Source organism: Paraburkholderia caballeronis, assembly GCF_900104845.1.
Classification (GTDB): Bacteria; Pseudomonadota; Gammaproteobacteria; order Burkholderiales; family Burkholderiaceae; genus Paraburkholderia; species Paraburkholderia caballeronis.
Genome location: NZ_FNSR01000002.1, coordinates 2,055,303 through 2,068,543, shown reverse-complemented (window position 1 = coordinate 2,068,543; position 13,241 = coordinate 2,055,303). Strand labels below are relative to the sequence as shown.

The window sequence follows — 13,241 nt, the reverse complement described above, 5'->3', positions numbered from 1 at the left end:
CATGAACACCGCCGCCGCCATCCCGCGCCGGAGACCGTGTTGCCTGATGGAATCAGAGAAAAAAGGCGGTGCGGCGACGAATCCCGCACCGGTAAAACAGGCGCGTCGCGGACCGGTTGTTTCCGATCCGCAACGCGCGATTCACGCGCGACCGCGCAGTTGCTTCAGCAGCGCCTCGGCCACCGGCTCGGACGACGCAGGATTCTGTCCGGTGATCAGCAGCCCGTCGACCACCGCGTGCGATTGCCAGTCCGCGGCCTTCGTATAACGGCCGCCGCTCGTCTTCAGCATGTCCTCGACGAGGAACGGCACGACGTCGGTCAGCCCCACGGCCGCCTCTTCGCTGTTCGCGAAGCCGGTTACCGACTTGCCGTCCACGAGCGGGCGGCCGTCCGCGACCTTCACATGACGCAGCACGCCGGGCGCGTGGCACACCGCCGCGACCGGCTTGCCGGCTTCGATCATCCGTTCGATCAGCGCGATCGACGCCGGATCTTCCGCGAGATCCCACAGCGGACCATGGCCGCCCGGGTAGAACACCGCGTCGAAGTCGTCCGCCTTCACGTCCGCGAGACGCACGGTGTTCGCGAGCGCCGCGCGCGCGTCCGCATCGGCCGCGAAACGGCGTGTCGCATCGGTCTGCGCGGACGGTTCGTCGCTCTTCGGATCGAGCGGCGGCTGACCGCCCTTCGGCGACGCGAGCGTCAACGTCGCGCCGGCATCGCGCAGCGCGAAATACGGCGCGGCGAATTCCTCCAGCCAGAAGCCGGTCTTCTTGCCGGTGTTGCCCAGTTCCGCATGCGAGGTCAAAACGATCAATACCTTCATCGGAATTTCCTTTCGGAGAAGTCTGGAGGCGTTTGCGAGCCTCGGAAAAAAACCGGCCGAAGAATTAGACCGGTCGTCTAGTTCGATGATGCACGGCGGTGTGTGTCATTCGTCGCCGCGCTCAAGCGCCCGGCGGCAAATTCAGCAGGTGCTTCGTAGTGACCATCGCCGCGTCGAACGGCCGGCGATCGCGCCGGATCTTGTCGAGCAGCGTCGCGCCGAGCCACAGTTCATACAGCGTCGCGGCCGTGCCGGCCGGTTCGCCCACGCCTTTCAGCGAGCCATCGCCGATCCCCTGCTCGATGCACGCGGCCAGCCGCTCGACGATGCGTTCGGTTCCCCGCTGCAACACCGCGCGCATCGGCTCCGACAGATCGCACACCTCGGCCCCGAGTTTCACCGCGAGGCACTTGCCGTGCGGATCGTCCGCGCTCTGCGCCGTGCGCCAGTCGTCCCAGTAGCGCATCAGGCGTTCGGCCGCAGTGCCCGGTTCGCGCGTGAGCAGATCGTCGAGCCGCGCGACGTAGTCCGCGAAGTACGATTCCAGCAGCGCCTCGCCGAACGCCTCTTTCGAGCCGAAGTAATGATAGAACGACCCCTTCGGGATACCTGCGGCGGACAGGATCTCGTTCAGTCCGACCGCGGAAAAGCCCTTGCCCAGCATGATGGGCATGGCGGTGTCGAGGATGTGTTGCCGGACTTCGGCGGCGGGCGCAGCATTCATGGCGAGCCATCATACGAACGATTAGACCGGTCGTCTAGCAATCTCGTATAACCTGTAGTGGTTTTATCGAACTGGCTGCCTTCGCTTCTCGTTATATCGGTTTCGGTTCGGAAAACCGGATCCGCACCACAATCATCTTGTACGGGATCGGAATAAATGAACTGAAGCGCTAACTTCGATCGACCGCTTTGCATGGGATCGAAGTAAGCGCTGAAGCGCTAACTTCGATCGACACCGGAGAGACGACTCATGACGTCACGCACCCTGCTCTGCTACGGCGATTCCAATACACACGGCACAAAACCACTCACACAACCCGGCGTCCTCGAACGGTTCGGCCCCGACGACCGCTGGCCCGGCGTGCTCCGCCAGACGCTCGGCGACGACTGGATCGTGCTCGACGAAGGACTCCCCGGCCGCACGACCGTACACGACGACCCGATCGACGGCCGCCACAAGAACGGCCTCGCCTATCTGCGTCCGTGCATCGAAAGCCAGTTGCCGCTCGACCTCGTCGTGCTGATGCTCGGCACGAACGACCTGAAGGCGCGTTTCTCGGTGACGCCGGCCGACATCGCAAAGTCCATCGACGTGCTGCTCGAAACGCTGCTCGCGTGCCGCGCCGGGCCCGGCGGCTCGACGCCGCACGTGCTGCTGATGGCGCCGGCGCCGATCGAGGAGATCGGATTCCTCGGCGAGATCTTCACCGGCGGCGCCGCGAAATCGCGCAAGCTCGCGCCGCTCTACGAACGGATCGCGGTCAAGTACGGCTCCGCGTTCCTCGATGCGGGCGACTTCGTCACCGTCAGCCCGACCGATGGCATCCATTACGAGGCAGAGCAGCATCACCGGCTCGGCAAGGCGGTAGCCGACGTGATTCGGCAGCGCTTCGGCGCATGAACCGCACAATCGCGAACAAACCGGACCAACACGCAGCAACCAGTAAAAACGCCGCCGCGGCGCGAAGCCGGGGCGGCGTCTGATGCGTTCTCGTCCCGCCACGAGAGCGGGAACCCGAACCGATGAACCGTGCGTTTACCGCGACATCATGTTCATCGTGACGTTATGCATGACCCACAACGTGCCGATGACCACGATCGCGAGCGTCAACACGGTGAATGCGAATGCCATGACGTTCCAGCGCTGTCCCGACGACGTATTCAGATGCAGGAAGTACACCAGGTGCACGAGAATCTGCACGACGGCCAGCACCGCAAGACCGATCAGCGCGGTTTCGCGCGAGAAGCCGCCATGCAGCACGACCCAGAACGACGCGGCCGTCAACACCACCGCCAGCACGAAACCGGTCAGATAGCTGCCGATGCTGCCGTGCGATTCTTCTTCGTGAATGGAATGCGTTTGAGCCATTTCAGATCACGCTCGCAAGATAGACAAAGGAAAACACGCAGATCCAGACGATGTCCAGAAAGTGCCAGAAAAGGCTCAGGCACGTCAGGCGGCGCAGTTCGCGCTCGCCGAGTTCCGGCGCCCTGGCGACCTGCACCATCAGCACGATCATCCACACCATGCCGAGCGACACGTGCAGGCCGTGCGTGCCGACCAGCGTGAAGAACGACGACAGGAACGCGCTGCGGTCCGGACCGGCGCCATCGGCGATCAGGTGGCTGAACTCGTTCAGTTCGAAGTACAGGAACGTCGCGCCGAGCACGAACGTGATCGCGAGCCAGCCGATCACCTGACCCGTGCGCTTCTTGTGCGCGCCGATCATCGCGAAGCCGTACGTGATGCTGGACAGCAGCAGCACCGCGGTTTCCATCGCGACGCCCGGAATGTCGAACAGATCCTTGCCGGTCGGACCGCCCGCGAACTGGTGCTGCATCACCGCGAACACCGCGAACAGCGTCGCGAAGATGATGCAGTCCGTCATCAGGTACAGCCAGAAGCCGAACACCGAGTGCGACGGCGGGTGATCGTGATGATCGTGCTCCGCCAGCGCAGCCGCATTAGTTTTCTGCAACATCAGTTGGCCTCCAGTGCTTCTTGACGCTTGCCGTCGCGGCGCTGACGTTCTTCGAACGCCTTGACGAGCGCGCGATTGCGCATTTCTTCATCGGCCCGGACCTTCGCGGCCGGGATGTAGTAGCCCTCGTTCTTGCCGAAGCTGTAGATGATCGCCGTCGCCAGCACGCCGACGAAGCTGACCGCCACGAGCCACCAGATGTGCCAGATCGCTGCGAAGCCGAGCACGAGGCTGAACATGCCGATGATGAGACCCGCGCTCGTGTTCGACGGCATATGGATGTCGAGGTACTTCGTGTTCGCGACGTCGACCGTTTCCTTGCCGTTTTCCTTCATGTGCGCGAATTCGTCGAGTTCGCTCACGTGCGGGATCATCGCGAAGTTGTACGACGGCGGCGGCGACGAGATCGCCCATTCCAGCGTGCGGGCACCCCACGGATCGCCGGTCAGGTCGCGGTTTTCCGGCAGGTTGCGGTCGCGGATCGACACGTACAGCTGCGCGAGCTGATGCGCGATGCCGATTGCGACGAGCACGGCGCCGAACCACGCGATGACCATCCACGGATGCCATGCCGGATTGTCGTAGTGGTTCAGACGGCGCGTCGCACCCATGAAGCCGAGCACGTACAGCGGCACGAACGCGACGTAGAAGCCGACCAGCCAGAACCAGAACGCGCGCTTGCCGAGCTTCTCGTTCAGCTTGAAGCCGAACGCCTTCGGGAACCAGTAGTTCATGCCGGCGAGGTAGCCGAACAGCACGCCGCCGATGATCACGTTGTGGAAGTGCGCGATCAGGAACAGCGAGTTGTGCAGCACGAAGTCCGCGCCCGGGATCGCCATCATCACGCCGGTCATGCCGCCGATCGTGAACGTGACCATGAAGCCGATCGTCCACAGCACCGACGCGCTCATTTCGAGGCGGCCGCGATAGATCGTGAACAGCCAGTTGAAGATCTTCACGCCCGTCGGGATCGAGATGATCATCGTCATGATGCCGAAGAACGCGTTGACGTTCGCACCCGAGCCCATCGTGAAGAAGTGGTGCAGCCACACGACGAACGCGAGCACCATGATCGCGCAGGTCGCGTAGACCATCGCCTTGTAGCCGAACAGCGGCTTCTTCGCGTAGGTCGCGACGACTTCCGAGAACACGCCGAACGCCGGCAGGATCAGGATGTACACCTCGGGGTGGCCCCATGCCCAGATGAGGTTCAGATACAGCATCTGGTTGCCGCCGCCGTCATTCGTGAAGAAGTGCATGCCGAGGTAGCGGTCGAGGCCGAGCAGCGCGAGCGTGACGGTCAGGATCGGGAACGACGCCATGATCAGCACGTTCGTGCACAGCGCGGTCCACGTGAACACCGGCATCTTCATCATCGTCATGCCAGGCGCGCGCATCTTGATGATCGTGACGAAGAAGTTCACGCCGGTCAGCAGCGTGCCGACACCGGAGAGCTGCACCGCCCACAGGTAGTAGTCGACCCCCACGCCCGGACTGAACTGCAGCTCCGACAGCGGCGGATACGCGAGCCAGCCGGTCTTCGCGAATTCGCCGACCACGAGCGAGATGTTGATCAGGATCGCGCTGATCGCCGTCATCCAGAACGACAGCGAGTTCAGGAACGGGAACGCGACGTCGCGTGCGCCGATCTGCAGCGGCACGACGATGTTCATCAGGCCCACCATGAACGCCATCGCCATGAAGAAGATCATGATGACGCCGTGCGCGGTGAAGATCTGGTCGTAGTGATGCGGCGGCAGGTAGCCCGGCGCGTTATACGCGAGCGCGAGCTGGGTGCGCATCATGATCGCGTCGGCGAAGCCGCGCAGCAGCATGATGATCGCGACGACGATGTACATCACGCCGAGCTTCTTGTGATCGACGCTAGTGAGCCATTCGGTCCACAGGTACTTCCACTTGCCGAAATACGTGATTGCGCCGAGCACGACGAGCGCGGCGAAGACCATGCCTGCGCCCGCGATCACGATAATCGGCTCGTGATATGGAATCGCGTCTAATGTGAGTTTGCCGAACATGCGTTACCCCTTCGTACCGCAGGCAGCGTCCTGGAGATCCATGACGTGGCCGTTGTTGTACTTCGCAATGATGTTGTGGAACAGCTGCGGATCGACCGTCGAGAAGTACTGCACCGGCGCCTTCTCGCTCGGCTTCGCGACCGTGCCGTATTCGTCCATGCTGAGCTGCTGCTGCGTCGCCTTGACCTTCGCGACCCACGCGTTGAACTCGTCGGGGCTCTGCGCGAGCGTGCGGAACTTCATGTCCGAGAAGCCTTCGCCGCTGAAGTTCGCCGACATGCCGGCGTAGTCGCCCGCCTCGTCGGCGATCAGGTGCAGACGCGTCTGCATGCCCGCCATCGCGTACACCTGGGTGCCGAGCTGCGGGATGAAGAACGAGTTCATCACCGAGTCGGACGTGATGCGGAAGTTGACCGGCGTACCGACCGGCACCGCCAGCTGGTTCACCGACGCAATGCCGAGGTCCGGATAGATGAAGAGCCATTTCCAGTCGAGCGCGACGACTTCGACGTTGATCGGCTTCACGTTCGACTCGATCGGCCTGTACGGATCGAGTTCATGCGTGGTCTTCCAGGTGAGCACGCCGAGGAAGATGATGATCAACGTCGGAACCGTCCAGACGACGACTTCGATAGCGGTCGAATGCGACCACTTCGGCGCGTACGTCGCGTTGCGATTCGACGCGCGGTAACGCCATGCGAACAGCAGAGTAAGGATGATTACGGGGATCACGACGATCAGCATTGCCCAGGTGGACGTTGCGATCAGCGCTTTTTCGGCGACTCCCACGCTCCCTTTGGGGTCGAGAACGTCCAGGTTGCATCCGGACAGACACGCGGCCAATCCGGCTCCGACGGGAAGCCATAACCTTTTCAAGGTCGTTGTTTTCATCACGTTTGCCTGAATTTCATTCATTGAGTAAATCCGTGCACGTTTCCTGACATCCGGCAAAGGAAGCGCGCCCGAATCATACAGCCGCTTTGATAATTGACAAGCAATGAATGTTGAAAATGATCTTTGCCCAAACGAAACTGAGACGGTTTGTCGCACCCCTCGCGCGCTATGCCGCTCCATTCCGGGCATCGATCCGCCGCGGCCCTTTCAAATACATTTATTTGAAAACTTTGAACCGCGCGCCGCCCAGTCGGCACGCGGCCTTCATTCCTTACGATCAGGTCGGCGAACGCTGCGCGTGCGCTTCCGCGCCGGTCCGCCCGGCTTCCGCCGCCTGCGCGCCCGCCGCTTCGTCCGTCGGCTGCTTCGAGCGGCCGGCCTGCGTGACGAGATTCGCCGCGGACAGCTCGATGGCGTCGGTGAAAGGCTTCGGATACAGGCCCATCAGCAGCACCAGCGCCGCGAGCGACGCGAACATCACCGACTCGCGGCGGCCGAGGTCGACCAGCTTCGCGACGTTGCCGTTCGCGACCGCGCCGAAGATCACGCGCTTGTACATCCACAGCGTGTAGGCGGCGCTCAGGATCACGGTCGTCGCGGCGATCGCGCCGATCCAGAAGTTCACGCGGATCGCGCCCATGATCACCATGAACTCGCCGACGAAACCCGACGTGCCCGGCAGGCCGACGTTCGCCATCGAGAACAGCATCACGAACGCGGCGAAGCGCGGCATCACGTTCGCGACGCCGCCGTAAGCCGAGATCGTGCGGGTCTGCGTGCGATCGAACAGCACGCCGGCCGACAGCAGCATCGCGCCGGACACGAAGCCGTACGAGATCATCTGCACGATCGCGCCTTCGGTGCCGATCTGGTTGAACAGGAACAGGCCGAGCGTGACGAGGCCCATGTGCGCGACGGTCGAGTACGCGAGCAGCTTCGTCATGTCGGTCTGCGCGAGCGCGAGCAGGCTCGCGTAGACCACCGCGATGAGCGACAGCGTGATGATCATCGGCGCGAAGAAGTGGCTCGCGTCCGGCGTGATCGGCAGCGTGAAGCGCAGGAAGCCGTAGCCGCCGAGCTTCAGCATCGCCATCAGCACGGTCGCGCCGGTCGGCGCTTCGAGGTGAACGTCCGGCAGCCACGTGTGGAACGGCCACATCGGCACCTTCACCGCGAACGCCGCGAAGAAGCCGATGAACACGAACACCTGCGGCAGGAAGCCGAGTTGCAGGTTGTGCCACGCGGCCATGTCGAACGTGTGCGACTGGCTGTACAGGTACAGCATCGACAGCAGCATCAGCAGCGAGCTGGCGAACGAGAAGAAGAAGAACTTGATCGCCGCGTACGTGCGCCGCGTGTTGCCCCACGCGCCGATCAGCAGGTAGAGCGGGATCAGCGTCGCTTCGAAGAACACGAAGAACAGCATTCCGTCGAGCGCCGCGAACGTGCCGACCATCAGCCCCGACAGGATCAGGAACGCGCCGAAGTACTGCGCGACGCGCACCGTGATCGACTCCCACGACGCGATCACGATCACGAGCGTCGTGAACGCCGTCAGCACGACCAGCCACATCGAGATCCCGTCGATGCCGAGCCGCCACGCAACGCCGAAGTCCGGCAGCCAGTCGCGGAACTCGATGAACTGCATCGCGTTCAGGTGGTTATCGAAACCGGAGATCAGCGGAAGCGTCAGCAGCAGGCCGACGATCGAACCGATCAGCGCCAGCCAGCGCGTGAGCTGCGGACGGCGATCCGATCCGACGCGCAACACCACCACGCCGAACAGGATGGGAATCCAGATCGCCAGACTCAGAAGTGGAACGGATTGCATTTCGACAAGGGCCTTAAGAATGCGTAGCGTGTTGCTCTGACGCGCCGCGAAGCGCGAAAGTAATTTGAAAGTTTTAGCGCGTGAAGGGATTCGAACCAGGCAGGCTGTAATGCGGCCGTCAGCTTTGTGGTGAAACGCAACTCACGTTCAAGGGTTAACGAGGGTAAACGGATTGCGAATCTTTTGCAGCGCAACAAGAAGCCCCGGTTTGCTCGTTGATATAAGTCAATGTTTTAATTGAGGTTTTCACGGACATAAAAAACAACAAGTTGGTCTCCGCGGCGTCTTTTTGGCCGCTAGTCACGCGCCAAAGCACGGTTCCGGCTACCTGAACGCAGCCCCCGCTGTCTCCCGCGTTGGCTCGAATACTCTTTCATTTACATTTCAATTACGTTACTTTTTCGTTTCGCTTGCCGGGCAGACCGGCCGCCGGACAGCTCGACTGCCGGCTTCGATCCCGACGAAAAAAACCCCGGTCGGGTATGCCCGGCCGGGGCCAACTCTCACGTTACGCGCCAGGGATTGTCAAAACGCGTGGCCGAACTTTAGTCGGTCGCGGTCCCCGAATTAACCGTGATTGCTGGAAGGGTCCTTTCCCGCCGGTGTCAGACTTTTCGCCGCGCGGATGATACCTGCTGTCGGCCGGTCTGTGTTCATGCCCTTATATTTTACGGGCAGCAGCGGGTGATGCGCACTGCATGAGCACATAACGAAAAACGATTTGGGTTCGTTGCGGCGGGCCGGTAGGATCACGCGTTTTCGCGTCTTTTCACCGTCCGCCTCCTCCGCGCATGTCCGTCCAGTCCGCTGTCCCCCGCCCTGCCGCGCCGGTTTCCGCCGGCACTCATCCCGTGATCCGCACGGCCGCCGACGTGTCGCGGCTCGTCAACGAAGGCGCCGCGCGCGGCAGCAACGCGCGCATCGTCGTCGCGATCGCGCTCGGCGGCGTGTTCCTCGACGCGTACGACCTCGGCGCGCTCGCGTTCGGCCTGAAGGACGTCGCGCGCGAGTACTCGCTGACGCCGGCCGGCACCGGCTTCGTCGCGTCCGCGATCACGTTCGGCGCGATCGTCGGCGCGTTTCTCGGCGGTTTCCTGACCGACCGGATCGGCCGCTACCGCGTGTTCATGGCGGACATGTTCTTCTTCGTCGTCGCCGCGATTGCGTGCGCGCTCGCGCCGAACGCCTGGGTGCTCGGCGGCGCGCGTTTCGTGATGGGGCTCGGCGTCGGCATCGACCTGCCGGTCGCGATGGCGTTCCTCGCGGAGTTCTCGCGGCTGTCCGGACGCGGCAACAAGGCCGCGCGGGTCGCGATGTGGTGCCCGGTCTGGTATGCGGCGATCAGCGTGTCGTACCTGCTCGTGCTCGCGTTCTACGCGACGCTGCCGGCCGACCATGCCGGATGGCTGTGGCGCCTGACGCTCGGTTTCGGCGCGCTGCCGGCGCTCGCGATCATCGCGATCCGCAGCCGCTACATCAGCGAATCGCCGGTGTGGGCCGCGAACCAGGGCGACCTGGCGGGTGCGGCGCGGATCCTGAAGCGCTCTTACGGCATCGACGCCAAAGTAGCCGACGACGGCGCGAACGCGGCAGTGGCGACGCGCCCCGCCCGCGTGGCGTCGTGGAAGAACTACGGCGCGCTGCTGCGCGGCGTCTACACGCGCCGCACCGTGCTCGCGACGGTCATCGGCGTCGCGTCGTCGTTCGCGTACAACGCGGTCGCGTTCGGGCTGCCGGTGATCATCTCCAGCTTCCTCGCGCAGTCGATGCTGACGACGATCCTCGCGTCGCTCGTGCTGAACCTCGGGTTCGCGTTCGTCGGCGGGCTGATCGCGGTGCGGATCGTGCCGCGCGTCGGCGCGTGGAAACTTACTGTGCTCGGTTACGCGATACAGCTCGTGGCGCTGATCGGCCTCGCGATCGTCGGCAAGCCGTCGGGCGGCGCGGAAGTCGCGAGCGCGGTCGCGCTGCTCGCGGCGTTCCTGTTCGGTCAGGGGATCGGGCCGGGGTCGCACAGCATGACGTTCGCGTCGCTCGGTTATCCGACTTCGCTGCGCGGCGTCGGCGTCGGTTTCAACCAGACGCTGATGCGCGCGAGTTCGACCGTGTCGCTGTTCCTGTTCCCGGTGCTCGCGGCCGCGCTCCACACGCGGGTGTTCTGGATCATCGCGATCGCGCCGCTGTGCGGGCTCGTCGCGCTGCTCGCGGTGCGCTGGGAGCCGTCGGGGTATGACGTCGACGCGGAAGACTTCGTCGAAGGGGCTGGCGTGGGTCGGGTTGCGGCGGTCGCAGTCGAAGCCGATACCGTGTAAATGCACTGCCCCGGGACTGATGCACTGCATTTCCACTTTGGGCTCGACCGGAAACTACGTGCAGCGGCTGCAGCAGATTGCAGGTCTGCCTAACCACGTTATCCGGCACGACGGAAACGGCCCAGCATCCCGGATTTGATGCACCGTATTGCGTGGATTCGCTTCTACAACCTGCTTGACGCACAAGCGGTCCCTCTCGTCCTGCGTGATGAATCGCGACGAATGAACGGGATGGCGGAGATTGCATGAAAGCGCGCTGCCCGGTAGCCGGATTGCCTTAACGGTTCCGGCCTCCCGCATCGCCCAGCGGCACGGCTCCCCCCCTCTCACTGCCCGCCGTTTCCGATAAGCACTTTTCGCGGCCTGTCGTTTCCAAAACGAATCGCACGCGCCGTCGGCGGCATCACTTCGGACCGCCCCGCCCCGTCAATCTGGCAAGCCGGCTCCTCACTGCCCGAGCGATCACCGGATAACGTTCTCCCGGCACCGCGAACAGCACGAGCGCGCACAGCGCGAGCAGCCCGCAGAACAGAAACGTGCCGCGATAGCCGAACGCCTGTACGAGCATCCCCGACAGCACGCCGGACAGGATCGACCCGAGCCGCGACGCGTTGAAGAACAGCGCGGTCGCGCGCCCCGGCGACGTGGGCATCAGGTCCTGCACGTAGGTCATGCCGAGACACGACGTCACCGCGACGACGAACGCATTGAGGATCTGCATCGGAATCAGCGAGTTCACGCCCGGCGCGAGCGACATCGCGACGAAGTACACCGCATGCACGGTCGCGCATGCGGCGAGCCAGTTCAGCTTGTGCAGATTCGACGCGCGCGCGCCGAGCGCGAGCATCATCGGAATTTCCATCAGCGCGCCGAGGCCGAGCATGATCGACACGTCGAGCCGCGAACCCTTCAGCCCATGCACGATGTAGAGCGGCAGCACGATCATCGTCGCGTTCGCCGCGAGGCCGATCAGTGTCAGCGCCACGACCGCGCGCATGATGTCGTTCGACGACACGTCGGGCGACGACATGCGCCGCTTCGCGGCGGCGGGTTGCGAAACGTCCGCATGGCCGGCTGCGGCGGCCTGCGGCACGCCCGGCTGCACTTCGGCCTGGGTCAGCGGCTGGCCTTCGTATTGCGCGGCCGCTTCCGCGGCCTGCGCGTCGACGTCGCCCGCCATCGGACGCGGCCGCAGATGCTGTGTCGCATGTTCATCGCCGGCCGCGCCCGGTTCGCGCATCCGCCAGACGATCGTCCCGCACGCCGCAAAACTCGCGGCCGCGAACAGGAACAACCCGTAGAAGCCGGTCGCCGCGAGCACCAGCGCGCCGACCGCCGGACCGAAGACCCATGCGGCGGAGAGGATCGTGCGCAGCGTCGCGCTCGCAAACGTGCGCTCGGCGTCGTCGGCGACCGGCAGCGCCGCGCGACTGAACGAGAACACGAGCGACAACGCGCAGCCGCCCGCGCCGATGAACGCGATGCCGACCACGAGCAACAGCCTGTAGTCGCGCACGATGCAAAGGCTCAGATAACCGAGCGTCGCCGCGCATAACGACGCGAGCAGCAGCGGCCGATGTTTGCCGGTCGCATCGCTCCAGCGGCCGGCAGCGGTGCTCGCGATCACGCCGCTCGCGGCGATCGCCGTCATGAACACACCGAGCCGGAACGGCGTCATGCCCGCGCGCTCGATGCCGAACAGCGACAGATATGGTGCGGTGAACGACATTGCGACGCCGAGCATCAGCGTCGCGCCGGCGAGCGGCAAGAAACCAGGGATACGCAGAAGACCAGGAAAGCGCGAGTTCTTGAGCACGGCGCAACGGGAAGTGGGAAGGACGACGCGACGAAGCGCGAAGCATGTTTGCGCAGCCGGATCGACGCGGCATTATCCGACCGAATGCAACGACGGTGCAAGGCGCGTGCCGCGCGTGTCAAAGACTGGGCCTGTTATGCACAGATCATGTTGACAGCCCATTGGATATCTTGAGGACAGCCGGCTTAGCCCGTTGATGCAAAAGGAATTGAACAGGCCGGCGTCGAAAGCGGCAGGGAACGGCTCTGCTGAAAAAAACGAAGCGGACTTGTCCACAGTTTTCGTGGAAAGCCTTGTGCACAAGTGCTGGAGAATTCACGCAGGCCTTTGACCCGAAACGGTTATTCGAAGAACGAGGCTGAAGAGGCGGCGCGTTCGTGCCGTTCGGCTTGTCCACAGTTTTCGTGGAAAAGCCTGTTGATAACTACTTTGCGCGATCCGTAAGGTATTGATCGCAGGCGCAATTTTCACGCTGCATCGGAGTTGCGTGTGGAGATGCCCGATGCGTACGAATCGCTTCGGATGTGAACAATTCTTGCTGATGCGAAACGCGTGATCGCGACGTGATGGCTGATGCGAAAAACAGCTGTCCCCAACGGCATCGCCAGATTGTCTAAACTTTCAGCGACCCGCCCACTCGCCAGCAAACCGTTTCCGCCTGGAAACCCGGAGCCCTCGCCATGCACGATCGGAAACCGCCCGCCGTGAACGACAGGCATGTCCCACCCGACTCCACCCGCCTGCCGCCATCCGGGTGCCGGCATTGAACGCGCGCCCGCGCCGGTCGAAAGAACAAGCCGCACCGCCCGAACGCGTAAG

At 63.5% G+C, this 13,241-nt stretch carries 10 protein-coding genes; 2 read left to right on the top strand and 8 right to left on the bottom strand.

Annotation, left to right across the window (positions count from 1 at the left end; translation table 11 throughout):
* Window positions 1-141: 141 nt before the first annotated feature.
* Together BLV92_RS25725 and BLV92_RS25720 are read right to left on the bottom strand one after the other, a co-directional pair.
* Window positions 142-828: a type 1 glutamine amidotransferase domain-containing protein gene (locus BLV92_RS25725; protein ID WP_090550587.1), complete on the bottom strand. Its 687-nt coding sequence runs from the start codon at window positions 826-828 to the stop codon at window positions 142-144.
* Between the two features lie 121 nt (window positions 829-949).
* The gene (locus BLV92_RS25720; protein WP_090550585.1) at window positions 950-1,552 is read right to left on the bottom strand and encodes a TetR/AcrR family transcriptional regulator; all 603 of its coding nucleotides are present in this window, start codon (window positions 1,550-1,552) and stop codon (window positions 950-952) included.
* 249 nt (window positions 1,553-1,801) lie between these two features.
* On the opposite strand from BLV92_RS25720, the gene BLV92_RS25715 reads away from it, so the two are divergent.
* Window positions 1,802-2,452 carry an SGNH/GDSL hydrolase family protein gene (locus BLV92_RS25715; protein WP_090550582.1) on the top strand — a complete coding sequence of 217 codons (651 nt, stop codon included), beginning with the start codon at window positions 1,802-1,804 and terminating at the stop codon, window positions 2,450-2,452.
* Between the two features lie 135 nt (window positions 2,453-2,587).
* On the opposite strand, the gene cyoD is transcribed toward BLV92_RS25715, so the two are convergent.
* From cyoD to BLV92_RS25690, 5 genes are all read right to left on the bottom strand, one after another.
* Window positions 2,588-2,920, bottom strand: coding sequence for a cytochrome o ubiquinol oxidase subunit IV (gene cyoD, locus BLV92_RS25710; protein WP_090550579.1), 333 nt, complete (start codon window positions 2,918-2,920; stop codon window positions 2,588-2,590).
* A gap of 1 nt (window position 2,921) precedes the next feature.
* On the bottom strand, window positions 2,922-3,533 hold the full coding sequence (cyoC, locus tag BLV92_RS25705; RefSeq protein ID WP_090550576.1) for a cytochrome o ubiquinol oxidase subunit III: 612 nt from the start codon (window positions 3,531-3,533) through the stop codon (window positions 2,922-2,924).
* Window positions 3,533-5,569, bottom strand: coding sequence for a cytochrome o ubiquinol oxidase subunit I (gene cyoB / locus BLV92_RS25700; protein ID WP_090550574.1), 2,037 nt, complete (start codon window positions 5,567-5,569; stop codon window positions 3,533-3,535). The genes cyoC and cyoB overlap by 1 nt, the downstream gene beginning before the upstream one ends.
* Before the next feature lie 3 nt (window positions 5,570-5,572).
* On the bottom strand, window positions 5,573-6,460 hold the full coding sequence (gene cyoA, locus BLV92_RS25695; protein WP_090551463.1) for a ubiquinol oxidase subunit II: 888 nt from the start codon (window positions 6,458-6,460) through the stop codon (window positions 5,573-5,575).
* A 280-nt stretch (window positions 6,461-6,740) separates the two neighbouring features.
* Window positions 6,741-8,294, bottom strand: a complete 1,554-nt coding sequence (locus BLV92_RS25690; RefSeq protein WP_090550571.1) for an NADH-quinone oxidoreductase subunit M — start codon at window positions 8,292-8,294, stop codon at window positions 6,741-6,743.
* A gap of 791 nt (window positions 8,295-9,085) precedes the next feature.
* Here BLV92_RS25690 and BLV92_RS25685 point away from each other — a divergent pair.
* Window positions 9,086-10,606, top strand: coding sequence for an MFS transporter (locus BLV92_RS25685; protein ID WP_090550568.1), 1,521 nt, complete (start codon window positions 9,086-9,088; stop codon window positions 10,604-10,606).
* 403 nt (window positions 10,607-11,009) lie between these two features.
* On the opposite strand, the gene BLV92_RS25680 is transcribed toward BLV92_RS25685, so the two are convergent.
* A complete protein-coding gene (locus BLV92_RS25680) occupies window positions 11,010-12,422 on the bottom strand; it encodes a sugar efflux transporter (protein ID WP_090550566.1) in 1,413 nt (470 codons plus the stop codon).
* Window positions 12,423-13,241 lie beyond the last annotated feature (819 nt).